This is a genomic window from Tautonia plasticadhaerens, assembly GCF_007752535.1.
Taxonomy (GTDB): domain Bacteria; phylum Planctomycetota; class Planctomycetia; order Isosphaerales; family Isosphaeraceae; genus Tautonia; species Tautonia plasticadhaerens.
This window is the reverse complement of record NZ_CP036426.1, coordinates 1,272,399-1,291,774: the sequence shown is the minus strand read 5'-3', so window position 1 is coordinate 1,291,774 and position 19,376 is coordinate 1,272,399. Positions and strand designations below refer to the sequence as shown.

The window sequence follows — 19,376 nt, the reverse complement described above, 5'->3', positions numbered from 1 at the left end:
CCTGACAACCCGCCCCGAGACCGAGACCGAGAACACGACCGATGCGTCGAAGCACCATCCTGGCCGTTGTCGTCCTGCTCCTCGTCGTCGGCCTCGCGATCGCGGCAAGGTCGATCGTCGTGGCCGACGAGACGCAGTTCGTCCTGGTGACCAGCTTCGGCCGCCCGGTCGCGCTCTACGGGGACGAACCCGGGGAGGCGGGGCCTCATCCCCGGTGGCCCTGGCAGGGATCGTGGGCGATCGACCGTCGATTGCGGTCGTTCGACGCGGCGCCCAGGGAGGTCATCACCGGGGACAAGAAGAACCTGGAGGTCGCCGGCTTCGTGGCCTGGAAGGTGGCCGACCCGGTCGCCTTCCTCCGCGCCGCCGGCTCCGGGGCGGCGGCCGAGGCGAGGCTGGAGGAGCGGGTCGCCTCGGCCCTGAGCGACGCGATCGGCCGTCGGGAGCTGGCAAGCCTGGCGTCGACCGACCCGGACGTCTGGTCGCTCGACGACCTCACGGCCGAGATCCGGCTCGCGGTCGACTCCCCCGCCCGCCGGGAGCTGGGGGTGGAGGTCGTGGACGTGCGGCTCCGCCGCTTCAATCACCCGCTGGAGGTGCGGCCGGCGGTTTTCGACCTGATCCGGAGCGAGCGACGACAGGTGGCGGCGCAACTGAGGGCCGACGGCGAGGCGCAGTATCGCACCATCACCAGCAGGGCCGACCGCGAGCGCGAGGCCATCCTCGCCGAGGCCGACGCCGAGGCCGAACGCATCCGGGCCACCGGCGAGGCGGAGGCGACCCGGTTGTTGAACGAGGCACACGCGGTCGACCCCGGATTCGCCGAGTTCCTCCGGACCCTGGAGACCTATCGGGCCCTGCTCGACGGCCGGGCGACGGTCGTGCTCTCGGCCGAGAGCCCGCTGCTGAGGTTGCTGCACGAGGGGCCCGGGCCGGGCGTCCTGGAGCCACCCGCCGCGGCGTCGCCGACCCCGATGGCCGGATCGCCGTCGGCGGCCGAAGCGCCCGGGTCGTCCCCGGGCGGAGGGGACGAGTGATGAGTCGCTTCGCGAGGGCGGTCCTGGGGCTCTCGATCGCCGGGGCGGCGGCGGCCCTGGCGACGGGATTCGTGGCGGTCGAGCCGGGAGAGGCGGTCGTGGTCCGGCGGCTGGGGAGGGCCGATCCCGGCCCGCTGGGCCCCGGCCTGCACTGGGTCGCCCCGCTGGGGATCGACCGGGTCGATCGGGTCCGCACCGACGAGGTCCGTCGCCTGGTCGTCGGACTGGCGACGGTCCCCGGGGCGGGTCAGGCGCCCGGTGCCGGGGAGTTCCTCACCGGGGACCTGAACCTGATCCGGGCCGAGGCCGTCGTGCAGTATCGCGTCTCGGATCCGGTCGCCTTCGTGCTGGCGGCCGATCGGCTCGACGCGACGATCCTCGGCCTGGGGGAATCGGCCCTGAGCCGGGCCCTCTCGCGCCTCGGGATCGATGAGGCGATGCGAGCGGGGCGGGTCACGGTGGCTGAGGAGATGGCGACCGACCTGGCCGACAAGTCGGATCGGCTCGGGCTCGGCCTGGCGATCCTCGGCGTGAGCTTGACCGACGCCCGCCCCCCCGACGAGGTCCGCCCCGATTTCGCCGCCGCCCAGTCGGCCCGGAGCGAGGCCGAGACCCGGATCCGGGCGGCCCGAGGCCACGCCGATCGCGTCCTCCTGGCCGCCGAGTCGGAGGCCGACGCCGAGGTCGAGCGGGCCCATGCCGTCGCCGATCGGGCCGTCTCGCTGGCCGGGGCCAAGGCCGACGGCTTCCGGGCGATCCTCGACGAACTGCGACGATCCCGGCCGCTCTCCGTGAGCCGGCTCTATCGGGATGCCCTGCGGGAGGTCCTCCCCGGGGTCGGCCGGACCATCGTGCTCGAGCCCGACGAGCCGCTCGACCTCAGCATCCTCGGCCCCTCGATCGAACCGGTCGGCCGCCCCACGCCGGACCAGGATGGGCCGCCCGATCCCCGATGATCCCCGGTCGGCGACGCGGACGCCCCGGGTACCTCCCCGGGATCCGCCCGGGAGGATCCGGCCGAGCCCCGGGAGGATCGGCGTCGGACGCCTCGAACCGACGTGCGCCCCGCCCGGTCGGGTCGGCCTCCGCAGCGGTCGACCCCCGGGACCCGGCCCCCCGGCCCGTCCCGACATGCCGAGGCGGGTGGGGTGAAGCCCAGTCTGACCCTCCGGCGGTCCGAGCCCGGTCGTCGGGCGAAGGCGGTCCGGGACGAAGGGCCCCAGCCCGACCCTCCCGTTCGAACCGCCGGCGGCGAGGAGGGGGAAGCCGGGGCGGCGGTTGACAGCTCGCGCCGGGCATCCGAGAATCCCCTTGGGCACCCTTACATGGCGACATGACGACCGGCCGACCTTCCTCAGCCGGGCGGGTCGAAGGTGCGTCCTCCTCCCCATCGGACGCCCGGCAATTGGGCGTCTGCCGACCCGAACCGATCCCGACGTCGACTCCGACACGACCGCCGACGGAGACTGCAATCGATGCCGACCCCGATCTCCGCCCCGAGGGGCAGTCTCCTTCCCCGATTCCTGTTGGCGGCCTGGATGGTCATACCGATCGTGGCGACGGCGACCCTGCTCCTGGCCCCGGCATCCGCCGCGGCGCAGGACCTCCCGCCCCCCCCGGAGCCGGAGGAGGCCCCCGCCCCCGAGGCCGCCCCCGTTCCCGAGCCGGAACCCGAACGCGAGGCCCTGCCGGCCGACTCGGACGCCTCGACGACCGCCGCGACGCCCACCCGGACGAAATCTGGCCTGCAATGGTTCATCGAGTCGTCCGGACTGATCGGCCTGCTGATCATCTTCCTGTCGATCTTCATGGTGGCCATGATCATCCGCCTGTTCCTGGAGTTCCGGCTCAAGGAGGCCGTCCCTCCCCAGCTCGTCGACATCCTCGACGCCGCGATCCGGGAGAAGAAATTCCAGGAGGCCTACGACGCCTGCCGGGAGGACAACTCGTTCCTCGCCCGGCTCGTCCGCACCGGGGTGGCCAACATGCCCAACGGCCGGACCGAGGCCAAGGAGGCGATGAACGCCACGGCCGAGGAGGTGGTCGTCGACATGGAGTCGAAGAACAGCTACCTCGGCACCATCGGCACCATCGCCCCGATGCTCGGCCTGCTCGGCACGGTGCTCGGCATGATCCTGGCCTTCCAGGACCTGGCGACGGTCGAGGGCGTGCAGGTCGACCCCACCAAGCTCGCCGGGAATATCTCGCTGGCGCTGGTGACGACCTTCGAGGGGCTGATCGTCTCCGTCCCGGCGATCTTCTTCTTCGCCTTCTTCCGCAACCGGATCGTCTTCATCGCCACCGAGACGACCAAGATCGCCGACCGCACGATCAACGCCTTCTGGGCGGCCGCCAAGCAGCAGCAGGGCGTCACCCGGACCGCCTCCTGACCCGGCCCCGCCCCGACTAGCGAGCGAGCGAAGGCCCCGACAGGAGGAGCGTCCATGGCCCGTCCCGTCCTGCACGACGTGAAATATCAGCCGGACCTGACGCCCCTGCTCGACGTCGTCTTCCAGCTGATGACCTTCTTCATCATGGTCTCCAACTTCAACCAGGAAGTATACGACCAGCGCGTCCGGCTCCCGGTCGCCGGTTCGGCCCGGCCGATCGTCGACGCCACCGAGGACAAGCTCGTCCTGAACATCGACCCCGAGGGCCGCCTCCTCTTCAACAACCGGGCGCTGGACACCGGCGAGGCGGTGAAGGAGATCCGCTTCCAGGCCGACCTCACCCGGCTGAACACCGAGGCCGCCGGCGTCTCACTCTCGGCCGGGGAGCCCTTGCCGACGACCGTCATCCTCCGGGCCGACCGCGCCACCCCGTTCCGCGACGTCTTCGCCCTGATCCGGGCCTGCCAGGAGGTCGGCTTCACCCGGTTCGACCTCCGGGCGCTCAGCGCCCCGGCCCGATAGCCGTCCTCGGCGCGCCGACCGCCGAACAGTGCCCGGCCCTTTCCCTGGCCCCCCGGAGCGGCCCCGACGATGCCCCGACGCCGCCAAGCCACCGAAGTCGAAGTGCCCCTGACGCCGATGCTCGACGTGGCGTTCCAGTTGCTGACCTTCTTCATCCTGACCTTCAAGCCCGCGCCGCTGGAGCTCCAGTTCGACCTGAACCTGCTCCCGACCACCCCCCAGGCCCAGCCTGAGCCCGAGCCGCCCCCCGAGGACAGCCCCTCCGACGAGCCCCCGGCGATCCGGTCATTCCAGGTCACCTTGCTCTCCAACCGCACCGGGGAGCTGACGGGGATCGAGCTGGAGGAGTTGCGGTTCGAGGATCTGCCGGCGCTGGAGGCCCGGCTGGAGGCCCTGCTCGCCGATCCGGATTACGGCTTCGACGAGGCCCTGATCCGGGCCCACGAGGATCTCCACTGGGAACACCTCGTCGAGGTCCTCAACCTCTTCGCCGACCTTGGCCTGAGCAAGGTCAACTTCACCCAGATGCGCTGACGACCCCGCCCGAGAGGGAGCCGATGAGCCAACCCGACCCCCTCGACCGCGACGGCCCGGCCACCGGCCGACGGCCCCTCGCCCGGGCTCGGCTGGTCCCGCTCGTGACGCTGGCGATCCTGACGATCGTGATCATCGCCCAGGCCCGCCGTCGGGACGCCGACCCACCCGCCGGGGAGCGTGGCGGTCGGGGTGTGGGGGAACTCTCCCCCCTGCCCCCTCCCGACGATTCGCCGGCCCTCCGGGCCGTCCGGGACGAGACGCCGATCCGGTTCTCCGAGACGGCCGCCTATGCCGAGTTGCTCGATCGGGTCCGCCGGACACCCCCGGACGAACTCCGGGACCGGGCGCGGGGCGACGTTGTCTTCTCCGAATTGCTCACGCGTCCCGAGCGCTACCGAGGGCTCCCCATCCGACTCCAGGGGACCGCCCGGCTGATCCTACGTCAGGAGGATCTCCCCGGGGCGCTCGCCCCGGGAGGGAGGGTCTACGAGGCCTGGACCTTCACCGGAGACAGCCGGGGATTCCCCTATGTGCTCGTCTTCGAGGATCCCCCCGAGGGCCTGCCCGCGGGGGACGACGTGAACGCCTTCGTCATCTTCCACGGCTACTTCTTCAAGCTGCTCGCCTACAAGGCAGGGGATAAGCTCCGCAAGGCCCCGATGCTCATCGGCCGCATCGAGTACCTCCCCGACGAGTCCGACGCGGTCCCCCCGCCACCGGCCCTCGGCGGCTCCCGGCCGCTCTGGATGCTGGCGCCGGTCGCATTGCTGGTGGTCTATCTGTTCGTCCGCACCGCCACCACCGCCCGCTCCCTCTTCGGGGCCGGCTCCAAACGCCGTTTCCACGCCCCTCCAACCGACCAGATCAGCCCCGAGGAGCTGGACGAGTGGCTCCGAAGCCCCCCGGTCGACGACCGGGGCGAATCGTCTCGGGACGATCGGGCCTGAATCACGGTCCCCGCCCCGCCTGTGGACTTGCATCCCCACTGCTCCTGGACTCCCGCCAAGGCTCGCCGCATGGTAGGCTACCGGCCTTCCTCGCCGGGAAGGTCGGCGAGGGCGGAATGGACCGGGACGATCGGGGATCCAGCGCGATGGCCTACTGGCTGTTCAAGTCCGAGCCGGATTGCTTCTCCTTCGACGACCTGATGGCCTCCCCCGAGCGTTCGACCGGCTGGGACGGGATCCGCAACTATCAGGCACGCAACTTCCTGCGCGACCAGGTCAGGCGTGGCGACCTCGTGTTGTACTACCATTCCAACGCCAAACCGCCCGGCATCGCCGGCATCGCCGAGGTCGTCCGGGAGGCCCACCCCGACCCCACCGCCTTCGACCCCGAGGCCGACCACTACGACCCCAAGAGCGACCCCGACGACCCGACCTGGTTCCAGGTTACCATCCGGGCCGTCCGGCCGATCGACCCTCCCCTCGACCTCCCCCGCCTCCGAGCCGAGCCCCGGCTCGACGGCCTGGAGCTGCTCCGGAAGGGGAGCCGCCTGTCGATCCAGCCGGTCGGACCCGAGCACTGGTCGGTCATCGAGGGATTGATCGCCGACGCCGCCCCCGGGCCGAAGTCGAAGGCGAGGACGAAACTCCGGCCGGCCTGAGCCGACGCCGGACCTCGCATCCCGGGAGGTCGAACCCGGGCGGCGGAGACCGGTTCGCCCGGGACGGATGACGTGCCGATCGCGTGCCCGAGCGGCCCGGCACGTGGGCCTCGGGACTCCGCATGCCGCCCTCCGCGATCCGCCACCGGAAGCCCCCTCATCACTCAACGAGGATGCCCCTCATGGCCTGCATCGAGCACGTCGCCCTCTTCGCCGCCGACCCGCACGCCCTGAAGGACTTCTATGCCGATGCCTTTGGCCTCCGCGTGGTCCTCGACAACAGCAAGGCCAGCCCCCCCGGCTACTTCCTGGCCGACGACGCCGGCGTGGCCGTCGAGCTGATCGGCAGGCCGGAGGGGGTCCCCGGCGCCGACACGAGGTGGATCTGCCACATCGCCTTCATCGTCGAGGACGTCGCCGCCGCCCGGACCGACCTGGAGGCCCGGGGCGTCGTCTTCGAGCAGGAAACCGCCGTCGACAACGAGGCGATGACCACGGCATTCTTCCGGGATCCGGAGGGGAATCGGCTCCAGATCGTCTCCCGGCCGAGGCCCCTGGTGTCCTGAGTCGGGCCGCTCAGAGTTCGATCTCGGCGTGGACGACCTCGTCGTCGGGGTCGTAGCGGAGCCGGAAGCCGAGCGCCTCGCAGACGCGCTGCATCGGGCGGTTGTTGCGGAGCATCTCGGCGGTGACGAGGCGGAGCCCCTCGTCCCGGGCGATCCGGAGCAGGCGTCGGAGCAGCTCGACGCCGAGCCCCTGGCCCTGGTACGGGTCGGCGACCAGCAGGGCGAACTCGGCCGCGTCGGCGCCGTGGATGCGGCTGAGCCGGCCGACGGCCAGGATCTCATGACGCCCCGGCTCGGTGGGGCGCCGGGAGACGACAAGCGCCATCTCCCGGTCGTAATCGATGAAGCAGATCCGGGTCAGCCGATCGTGGGCGACCCGGGTGCTGAGCTTCATCGCCTGGAAGTACCTGGAATAGACGCTCCGCTCCGAGAGCGTCTCGTGGAAGGCGATCAGCAGCGGCTCGTCCTCGGGCCGGATCGGCCGGATGGTCGTCCGGGTCCCGTCTCGGAGCGTGAAGGGCTCGACATACTGGGACGGATAGGGGCGGATCGCCGGCCGGGGGAGATCCTCGGCCCGGGCGTCCAGCCCATGGACGATCACCCGGGCGTCCAGCGCGAGCAGCCCCGAGTGCGACGCCAGCAGCGGGTTGATGTCGATCTCCCGGATCCACCGCTGCTCGACGACCAGCTGGCTGAATCGGACGAGCAGCCGTTCCAGGGCCCCCAGGTCGACCGGCGGCCGGCCCCGGACCCCCTTCAGTGCCGAGAGGATGCGGGTCCGTTCCATCATCCTCCGGGCCAGCGTCGTGTTCAGCGGCGGCAGGGCGAGGGCGCGATCCCGGAAGACCTCGACGAGCGACCCCCCGGTGCCGAACAGCAGGACGGGGCCGAACTGGGGGTCGATGCTGCTGCCGACGATCAGCTCGTACCCGTCCGGCGGCCGGACCATCGGCTGGACGGTCACGCCCCGGAAGTCGCCGGGGACTCCGGCCTTCGAGGCCGACTCCCGGATCGACCGGAAGGCGGCCCGGACGGCGGCGGCGTCGGCCAGGTTGAGGACCACCCCGCCGACGTCGGTCTTGTGGGCGATCGCGTCGGAGTGCAGCTTGAGGACCACCGGGTAGCCGATCCGGCCGCTCGCCTCCGCCGCGGCCTTCTCATCCGTCGCCACCACGGTCTCCACCGTGGGGATGCCATAGGCGGCGAGCAGCCGCTTCGACTCGTATTCGTTCAGGATTGTTCGGCCCGAGCTCCGGGCGGCCCTCACGATCTCCTCGGCCGAGGCGCGATCGACGCCCCTCTCGCCGTCGTGCTCGGTCTCGGCGGGGGTCTCGTAGATGCCCCGGAGGGCGTCGCTGTAGCGCCACATGGCGGCGAAGGCGCGGGCGGCGGTGTCGGGGTAGGTGAAGGTCGGGATGCCGGAGCGGTTGAGGATGTCGACCCCCGCCGCCACGTGGGTGCCGCCCATCCAACTGGCGAGGATCGGCTTGTGGCCGAGCTTCGCGTGCATCTTCAGCTGATCGGCCGTCCGGGTCGGGTCGGTCATGGCCTGGGGCGTGAGGACCACAAGCAGCCCGTCGCTGTTGCGATCCTTCGAGACGACCTCGACCGCCCTGGCGAAGCGGTCGGGGTCGGCGTCGCCGAGGATGTCGACCGGGTTGCCGCGGCTCCAGGCGTCGGGGAGGAACCCGTCCAATTCCGCGATCGTCTCCGGCGAGAGTTCGGCGAGCGAGCCCCCGAACTGGATCAGCGAGTCGGTCGCCAGCACACCCGGCCCCCCGGCGTTGGTCAGGATCGCCAGCCGGGGGCCCCGGGGCCGGGGCTGCTTGGCGAGCACCTCGGCCATGTTGAAGATGTGGGCGATCGTCTCCACTCGCAGGACGCCGCAGCGCCGGAACGCGGCGTCGAGCACCTCGTCGCTGCCGGTCAGGCCCCCGGTGTGCGAGGCGGCGGCGGCGGCGGCGGCGGCCGTCCGGCCGGCCTTGATGACGATGATCGGCTTGCTCATGGCCACCTCCCGGGCCGCCGAGAGGAAGTGGCGCGCATCGCCGATCGACTCCATGTAGATGACGATCGCCCGGGTCCTCGGGTCGTCCCCCAGGTAGTCGATCAGGTCACCCCAGCCGACGTCGAGCATCGAGCCGATCGAGACGAAGGCGCTGAACCCCACCTGGTCCTGGAAGCTCCAGTCGAGCACCGCCGTGCAGAGCGCCCCGCTCTGGCTCAGGAAGGCCACGTTCCCGGGACGGGCCATCGCCGCGGCGAAGGTGGCGTTGAGGCCGGTGGTCGGGTTCATCACCCCCAGGCAGTTCGGCCCGACGATCCGCATCCGGCCCCGCCTCGCCTGCTCCAGGGCCCGGCGCTCCAGATCCGCCCCCTCCGGCCCGACCTCCTTGAAGCCGGCCGAGACGACGATCGCCCCCTTCACCCCCGCGTCGACGCACTCCCCGACGACCCCCGGGACCGTCGCCGCCGGCGTGGCGATGACCGCGAGGTCCACCGGCTCGGGGAGGCTCGAGACGGTCGGATACGCCTTGACCCCGAGCACGTTCGGCCGCCCCGGGTTGACCGGATAGACCGTGCCGCCGAAGGGGCTGCTCAGCAGGTTCCAGAGGACCGTCCGGCCGACGCTCCCCGCCGCCTCGGTCGCGCCGACCACCGCGACGGTCCTGGGCGAGAAGATCGGTTCGAGGTCGCTCCGAGTCGAGCGGAGCACGTCGTGCGCCGGGGTGATGGCGGCGTCGTCGGGGGTCGACATCCTTCGATCCTCCGGGCGATCCCTCGGGGGACTCCTCCCACGGTATCCTAGTCGATCCGCCCCCGTGGGGCGATGCGCACGCGGGGGCGATCCTGGGTCGGTTGCGTGGCGGACCCGGCTCGGTTACGGTCGGTCGTGTGCCGATGATCGGGTGTTCGTCACGATCCGGGGGCCTGAAGTCATGATCGCCGGGCCGCTGCTGCTGCTCGCACTGGCCACGCCGGGGGGGGCGGACGACCCGTTCCGGGATCGGGTCGCGCCGATCCTCGAGTCCCGATGCCTGTCCTGCCACGGCGGCGATCGGCCCGAAGGGGGATTCTCGCTCGAGACCCGGTCGGGCCTCCTCGCCGGGGGGGACATCCACGGCCCCGCCTTCGACGCCGAGGCCCCGGCCTTCAGCCCCCTGCTCGACGCCATCTCGGGCGATGAACCGCGGATGCCCCCCGAGGGGGATCCCCTGGGGCCCGGCGAGGTGGATGCGATCCGCCGATGGGTCCTGGACGGGGCCCCCTGGCCGGCGGGGACCTCGCTCCGGGATCGCCGCTTCGACGACGATTGGTGGTCGCTCGCCCCCCCGGCCCGGCCCGAAGTTCCCGAGCCCCGGGACCCGACCCTCGTCCGCAATCCGATCGACGCCTTCATCCTCAGCCGACTCGACGAGGACGGCCTGACGGCCGGCCCCGAGGCGGACCGCCGCACCCTGATCCGCCGCGCGACCTACGACCTGACCGGACTACCGCCGACCCCGGGGGAGGTCGACGCCTTCCTCGACGATCGAGGGCCCGGGGCCTTCGAGCGGCTCGTCGACCGGCTCCTGGCCTCCCCGAGATACGGCGAGCGCAAGGCCCGACGCTGGCTCGACCTCGTCCACTTCGCCGACACCCACGGCTACGACAAGGACAAGCGCCGGCCCCACGCCTGGCCGTACCGCGATTACGTCATCCGGTCGTTCAACGAGGACATCCCCTACGGGCGATTCGTCCGCCAGCAGATCGCCGGCGACGTCCTCGACCCCGGCGACCCCGACGGCGTGATCGCCACCGGCTTCATCGCCGCCGGGCCCTGGGACTTCGTCGGCCACGTCGAGCTGCGCGAGGGGACCGTCGACAAGCAAAAGACCCGGCTGATCGACCGGGACGACATGCTCGCCAACGCCATGTCCACCTTCGTCAGCCTCACCGTCCACTGCGCCCGGTGCCACGACCACAAATTCGACCCGATCCCCCAGCAAGATTACTACCGCCTCCAGGCCGTCTTCTCGGGCGTGGAACGCGGCGATCGGCCGTTCGAGTCGGTCGAGGCGGCGAAGCGTCGGGGGGGACTCGAGCGACGCCGCGCCGAGGTCGCCGCCCGGCTGGACACGCTGAACCGGCGGATCGACGAGCGGACCCGGGCCGATCGGGCCCGGATCGTCGCCGAGCTGGCCTCCCGACTGCTCGAAATCGACGAGCTCCCCCGCCCGGGCCTCGGCGAGGCGAGCCCGACCAATGGGTATCACTCCGCCATCGCGACGACCCCGGACACGACCAAATGGGTCCAGGTCGACCTCGGGCGCGCCGTCCCGGTCTCTGCGATCTACCTGATCCCCGCACGGCCGGTCGACTTCCCGGACACGCCGGGATTCGGCTTCCCCGCCGGGTTCCGGGTCGAGGTCTCGGAGGACGACCCCGAATTCCGGCACGCCGATCGGCTCGTCGATCACGCGAGCGGGTCGTTCGAGAATCCCGGCGACGTCCCGGTGCGGATCGCCCCCGAAGACGGGATCGCCCGAACGGCACGGTACGTCAGGGTCACCGCGACGAGGCTCCGGGAACGCCGGGACGACTACGCGTTCGCGCTCGGCGAATTGCTCGTGATCTCCGGCGGGGAGGAGGTCGCCGGGGGGGCCGCCGTCTCGTCGCTCGATTCGATCGAGGCCGGCCGATGGGGGCGGTCGCATCTGGTGGACGGCTTCGACAGCCGGACCCGGCTCGCGGACCCGGACGACCCGGAGACCCTCTCGGCGATCGATCGCCGGGCGACGTTGCTCCAATCGGCCCGACGGGACCACGCCTCGCGCTGGCGGTCGATCCTGGCCTCCAGGGTCGACCCCGACACGATCGCCGAGGTGGGAAAGGCCGAGGACGAACTCGCCGAGCTCGACCGGTCGATCGACGCGTTGCCCGGGCCGTCGCTGGTCTACGCCGCCTCGCCCCGCGCCCCCCGCCCCATCCACCTGCTGGCACGCGGGGACGTCACCCAGCCGGGGGAGGAGGTCGGGCCCGGCGCCCTCTCCCGCGTGCCCGGGCCCGACCCGGACTTCGACGAAACCGAGGACGAGGGTGCCCGCCGCGCCGCACTGGCCGAGTGGATCGCCCACCCGGACAACCCGCTCACCTGGCGGTCGATCGTCAACCGGGCCTGGCAGGACCGGTTCGGCGTCGGCCTGGTGGACACCCCCAGCGACTTCGGCCGCAACGGGTCGACGCCCTCGCACCCGGAGTTGCTCGACTGGCTCGCCGTCGAGTTCCGGGACTCGGGCGGTTCGCTCAAGGAGCTGGACCGGCTGATCGTCACCAGCGGCACGTACCGGCAATCGTCCCGGCACGACGCGGCCGATGCCCGGGTCGACTCCGGCAATCGCCTCCTCTGGCGGCAGAATCGCCGTCGCCTGGAGGCGGAGGAAATCCGGGACGCCGCCCTGTTCGTCTCCGGCGCGCTCGACGAGTCGATGGGGGGTCCCGGCTTCGCCCTCTTCCGCTTCGAGGACGATCACTCGCCGATCTACGACCATGACGACCCCGCCTGGATCGACCCGCCGGAGGGCCGACGGCGGGCGATCTACCGCTTCGCCGTCCGCAGCGTCCCCGACCCGTTCCTCGAGTGCCTCGACGGCGCCGACCCGAACATCAACGTCCCGGTGCGCAACGAGACGATCACCGCGCTCCAGTCGCTCGCCCTGCTCAACGACCCGTTCATGATCGCCCGGGCCAAGGACCTCGCCGCCCGGATCTCGGGGATGGCCCGGGGCACCGGGGGGCGGATCGATGCCGCCTATCGCCTGGCCCTCGGCCGATCCCCGGGCGAGGAGGAGCGTTCGGCGCTGGCGAACTACGCCGGGGAGCACGGGCTCGAGGCGGCATGCCGACTGGTCCTGAACCTCAACGAGTTCGCCTTCGTCGATTGACCTCCCTCGCCGATTCGGGGATCGGACCATGCTCGGGGATCGGGCCCGGAAACGACCGGCGACGGTTCGGGAACTCCTGGTCGTGGTCGGACTGTTCGCGGTCGACTTCGCCGCGTGGGTCTCCTTCCCGGAGGTGACCTTCTTCGCCTTCCTCGGGCTGGTCGCGCTGCTGGCGGGGATCGCCGCCTTCTACGTCCCGCCGCCCTGGGACGTCCTCGTGGCCGGGACCCTCGGCCTGCTCTGCCTCGGCGTCGTCGTCGGCCTCCTCGTCTCTCCTTGATCGCATCGACTTCGGAGGATCTCGGGATGATGGATCGCCGCGAAATGCTCTGGCGGGCGGGGGGGGGACTGGGAGGGATCGCCCTGGCCCACATGCTGGGCGTCGAGGGCCTGCGGGCCGAAGATGGGGCCGCGACTCTTCCGAAGGGCGACTTCGACGGCGGGCTGCACCACCCAGCGAAGGCGAAGCGCGTCGTGCAGCTCTTCATGTCCGGCGCCGCCAGCCAGTGCGACACCTTCGACTACAAGCCGCTGCTGATCGCGAAGGACGGCACGCCGTTCGACCCGGGCGGCGCGGTCGAGCTGTTCCAGAGCGACCCCGGGGCCGTCATGGCGAGCCCCTGGCCGTGGCGGCAACACGGCGAATGCGGCGCCTGGGTCAGCGACTTGCTCCCCCACCTGGCGACCTGCGTCGACGAGATCGCCTTCCTTCCGGCCATGGTGTCGACCTCGAACGTCCACGGCCCGGCCACGTTCCTCCAGGCGACCGGGTTCGTGATGCCGGGCTTCCCCAGCGTCGGGTCGTGGGCCTCCTACGGGCTCGGCTCCTTGAATGAGAACCTGCCGACCTTCGTCGTCCTGCCCGACTCCCGGGGCTACGCCCCAAACGGCCCCGCGAACTGGGGGGCCGGTTTCCTGCCGGCCGAGCACCAGGGCACGACGATCCGGCCCGCCGACCCCCGCCCCATCCGCGACCTGTTCCCGCCCGACGAGCCGTTCCTGACCGATTCGGCCGAGGCCGAGGGGCGGGACCTGCTGGCCCGGTTGAACCGCCGACACGCCTCGGAACGGCCGGGTGACTCCCGGCTCGACGCCAGGATCGCCTCCTACGAACTGGCGGCCCGGCTGCAGCTGAGCGCGCCGGAGGTGCTCGACCTGTCGGGCGAGACGGAGGCGACGAAGGCCCTCTACGGCCTCGACCGGGAGATCACCGCCGACTTCGGCCGCAATTGCCTGATCGCCCGCCGCCTGCTGGAGCGGGGCGTGCGGTTCGTCCAGCTCTGGAGCGGCGCCGACAACGGCTTCCCGCGCCGCAACTGGGACTCGCACGAGGACCTCGCCCGGGACCACGGCGAGATGGGCACGAGCATGGACCGGCCCGCCGCCGCCCTGATCAAGGACCTGAGGGCCCGGGGGCTGCTCGACGACACCATCGTCCTCTGGACGACCGAGTTCGGCCGGATGCCCTGCTCGCAGGGGAGCAAGGGTCGCGACCACAACCCGTTCACGTTCACCTCCTGGCTGGCCGGCGGAGGGATCAAGGGCGGCGTGACCCACGGGGCCAGCGACGAGTGGTCGTACAAGGCGGCCGAACACGTGACCCACGGCTACGACGTCCACGCCACCGTCTTGCACCTGCTGGGCATCGATCACACGAGGCTCACCGTGCGGCACGACGGCATCGACCGCCGCCTGACGGACGTGCACGGTCACGTCATCCACCCGATCCTCGCCTGAACTCACGGTAGATTCCGATGCGACGAACCCTCCTGATCCTCCTCCCCCCCGCCCTCGCCGCGATCGCCTGGGTGGCCGTCGGCCCCGGCCCGGGCCTCGCCCAGCAGGGCCGGGGAGGGCTGCCCGGCGCGAGGCCGACGATCGAGGCGATCGACTTCCCCAGCCTCCAGGCCGCGATCGACGCGCTGCCGCCCGAGGGCGGGCTCGTCCGCCTGCCCGCCGGCACGTTCGAGATCGACGAACCCCTGCGGATCACCTCCGAGGACGCCAGTCTCGAGGGGGCCGGAACGGCCACGCACATCAAGAATTCCAACGCCGACGAGGGACCGGCCCTCCTCGCGGCAGCCCGGGATTACGAGGAGGACGGGCGCTCCCGGATCTGGCGGATCCGACTGTCGAACTTCCGGCTGACCGGCAACGATCGGAGCGGCCACGGCATCGTGGCCCGTGGCGTCAACGAGCTGTTCATCGACGGCGTCACCGTCAGCGAGCACGGCGGGGACGGGATCGTGCTGGACAATTGCTATGAAGACCCCCGCATCTGCAATTCCCTGATCACCTACAACGGGGGCACCGGCCTCAACCTGATGGCCTGCCACGACATCGTCGTCTCGGCCAACCAGTTCGAGGAGAACGTCGACGCCGTGCGGTGCACCGACGGCTTCAACCTCTGCATGACCGGCAACTGCCTGGACGACCACCTCGGCAACGGCGTGGTGATCGAGAACACGTACGGCTCCGTCGTCTCGGGGAACATGATCGAGGAGTGCCAGGGCACGGCGATCATCCTCGACCGGGACTGCTACGGGATCGCGTTGAGTGCCAACGTGATCGCGCACGAGTTCACCGACGGCATCGACCTGAGGGACGCCCACGGCGTCGCCGTCTCGGCCAACGCGTTCCCGATCGTCAAGCGGCACGCCCTGGCGATCGGGCCGAGGAGCGGGCGGGTCGCGGTCACGGGCAACAGCTTCGCCGACAGCACGATCGGCGAGGAGGGGGAGCGACGGCTCGAAGGCGACCGGGAGGCCGGCGGCGTCCTGCTCGACGGCACCCGCGACATCGCCCTCAGCGGCAACCTCTTCGCCGGGGTCGGGCCGAAGGCGGTCGAGCTCCGGGGCGAGGTGAGCCGGGTCCGCTTCGACGGGAACGTCCTGACCGACACCGAGCTGGACCTCGGGGCCCTGGGGGATCCGGCGGACGGGCGGGTCGTCGAGCCCTGACGCACCGAGGGGGTGCGGATCGCCCTCGAGGATTCGGCCGGAGGGGGACCGGACCGGGCCCCCTCCTCGTCCCCGAGCACGGCCCCTGCCCCGGATCACCAGTGCATCACATACCCGCCGTCGACGTTGATCGTCTGGCCGGTCACGTTCCGGGCCATCGGCGAGGCGAGGAAGACGGCCATCGAGGCGATGTCCTCGGGTTCCTGCCAGCGGCCCAGGGGCACGAGGCGGCGGATTTTCTCCGAGGACCAGTCCTCCCAGCCCTGCCGACTCGCCCTCGGTTGCGTGGCCGCCCACGCCTCGTAGACCGATCGGTTGAGCGGGGTGTCGACCATCCCCGGGTTGATCGTGTTCACCCGGACGCCGCTCGGGGCCAGGTCCCTCGCCGCGCACTGGGCGAAGTTGATGAGCGCCGCCTTCGAGGCGCTGTAGGGCGGATCGGTCTGCGAGCCGATCTGCCCGGAGACCGAGCCGATCATCGTCATGCTACCCCGACCGGCCTCGGCCAGCAGGGGGCCGAAGGCGTGGGCGACGTGGACGGCGCCCAGCAGGTTCACCCGGAGCACCCGGTCCCAGTCCCCCGGTTCGAGGTTCCAGAAGGGCATCCCGAACTTGCCCGATCCGACCGCCGCGGCATAGACCAAATGGTCGACGCGGCCGAGGTCGCGGAAGGCGTCGTCGGCGACCTGCCTCATCAGCTCGGCGTCGGTCACGTCGGCCACGAAGGCGGCAGTCTTCCGGCCGGAGTGGCGGCGGTACTGGCCGGCCACGAAGCCGACGGTCGGGCTCCGGTCGACATAGGCGACCGTCGCCCCCGCCTCGCTGAAGCCCTCGGCGATCGCCCGGCCGATGCCCCGGGCCGCGCCGAAGACCATCGCGACCTCGCCCCCCAGATCGATCCGCATCTGCCGCCCTCCGGTTGCGTCCTGTCGGATCGGCCAGGATGATGACTCCGGCCGGACCGATCAACCCCGCCCCGCTCCTCGCACGATCGCCGCCGATGGATGCCCAACGACCCTTGCCCCGCGTCATCGCCGATGGCCCGCTCGACCCGACCGTCCTCGGGCTGCTGGACGGACGGGTCGAACTCCTGCCGTGGGAGGCCGAACCGGCCGAACCCGGGACCGTCGATGGAGTCTACACCTACGGGCACCCGACCGTCGATGACGCCATGCTCGATCGGCTCCCCGGGCTCCTCGTGGTCAGCAACTACGGCGTCGGCGTCGATCACATCGACGTGGCGGCGGCCCTCGACCGGGGGATCCCCGTGGGGAATACGCCCGGCGTGCTCGACGGCGCCACGGCCGACCTGGCCTTCGCCCTGCTACTCGCCGCCGCCCGACGACTCGCCGAGGGGGACCGTTACGCCCGATCCGACGGGTTCACGCGGTACGACCCGGGCCACATGCTCGGCCTGGAGGTCCACGGTTCGACCCTCGGCATCCTCGGCATGGGCCGGATCGGCGAGAAGGTGGCCCGTCGCGCCCTCGGGTTCGAGATGGACGTCCTCTACCACAATCGCAACCCCCGGCCCGAGGTCGAGTCGGCGCTCGGCCTCCGCCACGCCGGTTTCGAGGAACTGCTCTCCCGGAGCGACTTCGTCGTGCTCTGCGTCCCGCTCACCGACCAGACCCGGGGGCTGATCGGCGCCCGGGCCCTGTCCCTCATGAAGCCGTCGGCGGTGCTGGTCAACGTGTCCCGGGGCCCGGTCGTCGTGACGGACGACCTCCTGGCCGCGCTCCGGGGCGGGACGATCGCCGCCGCGGGCCTCGACGTGACCGATCCCGAGCCGCTCCCCCGGGGCCACGGCCTGCTCGGGCTGGACAACCTGGTCATTACCCCCCATCTCGGCAGCGCGACGGACCGGACCCGACGCCGGATGGCCGAGATCTCGGTCGAGAACCTGCTCGCCGGGCTCGACCGCAGGCCGCTCCCCAGCCCCGTCCTCCCCCCGGCCCCCGGCCCCCCGTGACCCGTCCTCCCCGAAGCGATTCGGGGATACCGCGTCGTCGGGGTCAAGAATCGGCGGCGAACCCCGAAGTACCCGCCGAGGCTCGCCCCCGATCCGGGATCGGTCCCGGGATCGTACGCGAGCGATGCGAGACGGGATGAAGACGATGTCGAATCGGACTTGCCGGAAGGGGAAGGACCAGTCGGGACGCTGGATCGCGCTCGGCGTCGGCATCGCGGCCGGCTGGGCGTTCCTCATCGGGTTGTATATCGGCCTGGTGCCATGATGGGTCGGTTGAGGTGATCCGATTCACCCTCCCGGGGGCTGCACCGCCCGGGCGAGCGACTCGAGCCGGCGATTCATGGCCGAATCGGGGTTGCCGGCGTCGCGACGGCCCCGGCCGGCGCGGCGATCCGCGGCAGGACGCCGAGGAGGATGAGCCCCATGACCGGGGTCCTCCTCCTCATCGCCCGGCCCTCCGGTTCGAGGACCACCGCCACCCGTAGTAGAACGGCACGCCGAGGGCGATGCTGGCCAGCGAGGCCAGCGCCGCGCCCCGCCGCTCTAGGCAGGTGGCGACCGTCAAGGCGAGGGTCGACGCCAGGTAGACCGCCGGCACGACGGGGTAGCCGGGCGTCCGGAAGGGCCGGGGGAGGTCCGGCCGCCGGATCCGCAGGGCATAGACGGCGCTGATGGTGAGCATGGAGAAGAGGGCCAGCCCGACCCCGGCATAGACCACGATCCCCTCGAACGACCCGGTCCAGAGCAGCACCAGGGACCAGGCGATCTGCATCGCCGTGGCCGCGGTCGGGGTCCTCGACGGGCCCGAGAGGCGGCCGGCGATCGCCGGGAACTGGCCGGCCCCGGCCATCGCATAGGCGACCCTCGGGCCGGTGAGGATGAAGGCGCTGAGCGAGGCGAGCAGCGTCAGGCCGATGACGATGGAGAGGCCCGAGGCCACCCGAGCCCCGAAGAGTCGGGCCGAGGCGATCTCGGCGATCGGCGTCAGCGCGTTCAGCGGGTCCGGGTCGCCCGCCTCCTCCGCCCGGGCGACCACGCCCCGCAGGTCGCCCGGGGTCAGCGCCAGGGCGTAGAACGTGTTCATCGCCAGGTAGAGCACGACCACCAGCCCGGTGCCCACGAAGATCGCCCTCGGCATCGTCCGCCTCGGATCCGCCACCTCCCCCGCGAGGTAGGCGGCCCCGTTCCACCCCGTGTAGGCGTAATACACATAGACCAGCGACGAGAGGGCGGCCAGCAGGAGCGGGCGGTCGATCGAGTCGACGGGGGGCGCGTCGGCCAGGTTCTCCCAACGCCCCCACCCCGCGGCCAACCCCGCCACGGCCAGCGCCGCCAGGAGGCCGAACTTGAGCACGGTCGAGACGCCCTGGACGTTGACCGAGCCGGATCGGCTCCTGCCGTGGATGTGCCCGAAGAGGAGGATCAACGCCGTCGCCAGCCCCCGCCGGGCGAGCAGGCCGGTCGGCCCGTCGAGGTCGAACGGCCGGAGCAGGTACTCCCCGGCCGCGAACGCCGAGGCGGCGATCGGGGCGCCGAAGCCGATCAGGAACGACACCCACCCCGAGAGGAACGCCGCGAGCGGCCCGTACGCCTCATACAGGAACACATAATCGCCCCCCGATCGGGGGATCGCCGCCGCCAGCTCCGCCAGCGTCAGGGCGCCGCAGGCTGCGATCACCGCCCCCACCACCCAGAGGGCCAGCATCCAGGCGTTGCTGCCGACGAAGAAGACGGTGAACCCCGAGGTCGTCAGCACCCCCGTCCCGACCATGCTGGCCACGACAACGAACGTCGACGTCGCCAGGCCGAAGGAGGCGGGAAGCTCCCGGGCCGCGTCGGGACGGTCCCTCACATCCGGCCCA

At 71.7% G+C, this 19,376-nt stretch carries 16 protein-coding genes; 13 read left to right on the top strand and 3 right to left on the bottom strand.

What is annotated here, in order from left to right; genetic code table 11:
* Window positions 1-41: 41 nt before the first annotated feature.
* The 8 genes from hflC (at window position 42) to ElP_RS04865 (ending at window position 6,658) form a co-directional block, all read left to right on the top strand.
* Window positions 42-1,037, top strand: a complete 996-nt coding sequence (gene hflC / locus ElP_RS04900; protein WP_145267566.1) for a protease modulator HflC — start codon at window positions 42-44, stop codon at window positions 1,035-1,037.
* Window positions 1,037-1,993: a protease modulator HflK gene (hflK, locus tag ElP_RS04895; RefSeq protein ID WP_145267565.1), complete on the top strand. Its 957-nt coding sequence runs from the start codon at window positions 1,037-1,039 to the stop codon at window positions 1,991-1,993. The genes hflC and hflK overlap by 1 nt, the downstream gene beginning before the upstream one ends.
* 519 nt (window positions 1,994-2,512) lie before the next feature.
* The gene (locus ElP_RS04890) at window positions 2,513-3,427 is read left to right on the top strand and encodes a MotA/TolQ/ExbB proton channel family protein (protein WP_145267564.1); all 915 of its coding nucleotides are present in this window, start codon (window positions 2,513-2,515) and stop codon (window positions 3,425-3,427) included.
* Window positions 3,428-3,481: 54 nt separating this feature from the next.
* Complete coding sequence (locus tag ElP_RS04885) at window positions 3,482-3,949, top strand: ExbD/TolR family protein (protein WP_145267563.1); 468 nt, start codon at window positions 3,482-3,484, stop codon at window positions 3,947-3,949.
* Window positions 3,950-4,018: 69 nt separating this feature from the next.
* Window positions 4,019-4,483: an ExbD/TolR family protein gene (locus tag ElP_RS04880; RefSeq protein WP_145267562.1), complete on the top strand. Its 465-nt coding sequence runs from the start codon at window positions 4,019-4,021 to the stop codon at window positions 4,481-4,483.
* 23 nt (window positions 4,484-4,506) lie between these two features.
* On the top strand, window positions 4,507-5,433 hold the full coding sequence (locus ElP_RS04875; protein WP_145267561.1) for a hypothetical protein: 927 nt from the start codon (window positions 4,507-4,509) through the stop codon (window positions 5,431-5,433).
* A gap of 146 nt (window positions 5,434-5,579) precedes the next feature.
* A complete protein-coding gene (locus ElP_RS04870) occupies window positions 5,580-6,092 on the top strand; it encodes an EVE domain-containing protein (protein ID WP_145278231.1) in 513 nt (170 codons plus the stop codon).
* A 182-nt stretch (window positions 6,093-6,274) separates the two neighbouring features.
* Complete coding sequence (locus ElP_RS04865; protein ID WP_145267560.1) at window positions 6,275-6,658, top strand: VOC family protein; 384 nt, start codon at window positions 6,275-6,277, stop codon at window positions 6,656-6,658.
* Window positions 6,659-6,668: 10 nt separating this feature from the next.
* Here ElP_RS04865 and ElP_RS04860 read toward each other — a convergent pair whose 3' ends face one another.
* Window positions 6,669-9,416 (bottom strand): bifunctional acetate--CoA ligase family protein/GNAT family N-acetyltransferase, encoded by a 2,748-nt coding sequence (locus ElP_RS04860; protein WP_145267559.1) that lies wholly within the window; start codon window positions 9,414-9,416, stop codon window positions 6,669-6,671.
* A 151-nt stretch (window positions 9,417-9,567) separates the two neighbouring features.
* Between ElP_RS04860 and ElP_RS04855 the strand changes: the two genes are divergently transcribed.
* From ElP_RS04855 to ElP_RS04840, 4 genes are read left to right on the top strand one after another with little or no spacing between them, the layout of a single operon-like run.
* Window positions 9,568-12,582: a DUF1553 domain-containing protein gene (locus ElP_RS04855; RefSeq protein ID WP_197446723.1), complete on the top strand. Its 3,015-nt coding sequence runs from the start codon at window positions 9,568-9,570 to the stop codon at window positions 12,580-12,582.
* Between the two features lie 28 nt (window positions 12,583-12,610).
* A complete protein-coding gene (locus tag ElP_RS04850; RefSeq protein WP_145267558.1) occupies window positions 12,611-12,862 on the top strand; it encodes a hypothetical protein in 252 nt (83 codons plus the stop codon).
* A gap of 29 nt (window positions 12,863-12,891) precedes the next feature.
* On the top strand, window positions 12,892-14,319 hold the full coding sequence (locus tag ElP_RS04845) for a DUF1501 domain-containing protein (protein WP_145278228.1): 1,428 nt from the start codon (window positions 12,892-12,894) through the stop codon (window positions 14,317-14,319).
* A 17-nt stretch (window positions 14,320-14,336) separates the two neighbouring features.
* The gene (locus tag ElP_RS04840) at window positions 14,337-15,542 is read left to right on the top strand and encodes a right-handed parallel beta-helix repeat-containing protein (RefSeq protein WP_145267557.1); all 1,206 of its coding nucleotides are present in this window, start codon (window positions 14,337-14,339) and stop codon (window positions 15,540-15,542) included.
* 95 nt (window positions 15,543-15,637) lie between these two features.
* Here ElP_RS04840 and ElP_RS04835 read toward each other — a convergent pair whose 3' ends face one another.
* Window positions 15,638-16,447, bottom strand: a complete 810-nt coding sequence (locus ElP_RS04835) for an SDR family NAD(P)-dependent oxidoreductase (protein ID WP_145267556.1) — start codon at window positions 16,445-16,447, stop codon at window positions 15,638-15,640.
* A 95-nt stretch (window positions 16,448-16,542) separates the two neighbouring features.
* On the opposite strand from ElP_RS04835, the gene ElP_RS04830 reads away from it, so the two are divergent.
* Window positions 16,543-17,514 (top strand): 2-hydroxyacid dehydrogenase, encoded by a 972-nt coding sequence (locus ElP_RS04830; RefSeq protein WP_231749486.1) that lies wholly within the window; start codon window positions 16,543-16,545, stop codon window positions 17,512-17,514.
* A gap of 442 nt (window positions 17,515-17,956) precedes the next feature.
* Here ElP_RS04830 and ElP_RS04825 read toward each other — a convergent pair whose 3' ends face one another.
* A complete protein-coding gene (locus ElP_RS04825; RefSeq protein ID WP_231749484.1) occupies window positions 17,957-19,366 on the bottom strand; it encodes an APC family permease in 1,410 nt (469 codons plus the stop codon).
* Window positions 19,367-19,376: the final 10 nt, after the last annotated feature.

Excerpts from the sequence above, each read along its gene's own strand:
- ElP_RS04865 (WP_145267560.1), top strand. The coding sequence starts at position 6,275 with ATGGCCTGCATCGAGCACGTCGCCCTCTTCGCCGCCGACCCGCACGCC.
- ElP_RS04890 (WP_145267564.1), top strand. The coding sequence starts at position 2,513 with ATGCCGACCCCGATCTCCGCCCCGAGGGGCAGTCTCCTTCCCCGATTC.
- ElP_RS04835 (WP_145267556.1), bottom strand. The coding sequence starts at position 16,447 with ATGCGGATCGATCTGGGGGGCGAGGTCGCGATGGTCTTCGGCGCGGCC.
- ElP_RS04860 (WP_145267559.1), bottom strand. The coding sequence starts at position 9,416 with ATGTCGACCCCCGACGACGCCGCCATCACCCCGGCGCACGACGTGCTC.
- ElP_RS04850 (WP_145267558.1), top strand. The coding sequence starts at position 12,611 with ATGCTCGGGGATCGGGCCCGGAAACGACCGGCGACGGTTCGGGAACTC.
- hflK (WP_145267565.1), top strand. The coding sequence starts at position 1,037 with ATGAGTCGCTTCGCGAGGGCGGTCCTGGGGCTCTCGATCGCCGGGGCG.
- ElP_RS04845 (WP_145278228.1), top strand. The coding sequence starts at position 12,892 with ATGGATCGCCGCGAAATGCTCTGGCGGGCGGGGGGGGGACTGGGAGGG.
- ElP_RS04880 (WP_145267562.1), top strand. The coding sequence starts at position 4,019 with ATGCCCCGACGCCGCCAAGCCACCGAAGTCGAAGTGCCCCTGACGCCG.
- ElP_RS04885 (WP_145267563.1), top strand. The coding sequence starts at position 3,482 with ATGGCCCGTCCCGTCCTGCACGACGTGAAATATCAGCCGGACCTGACG.
- ElP_RS04875 (WP_145267561.1), top strand. The coding sequence starts at position 4,507 with ATGAGCCAACCCGACCCCCTCGACCGCGACGGCCCGGCCACCGGCCGA.
- ElP_RS04870 (WP_145278231.1), top strand. The coding sequence starts at position 5,580 with ATGGCCTACTGGCTGTTCAAGTCCGAGCCGGATTGCTTCTCCTTCGAC.
- hflC (WP_145267566.1), top strand. The coding sequence starts at position 42 with ATGCGTCGAAGCACCATCCTGGCCGTTGTCGTCCTGCTCCTCGTCGTC.
- ElP_RS04830 (WP_231749486.1), top strand. The coding sequence starts at position 16,543 with ATGGATGCCCAACGACCCTTGCCCCGCGTCATCGCCGATGGCCCGCTC.
- ElP_RS04840 (WP_145267557.1), top strand. The coding sequence starts at position 14,337 with ATGCGACGAACCCTCCTGATCCTCCTCCCCCCCGCCCTCGCCGCGATC.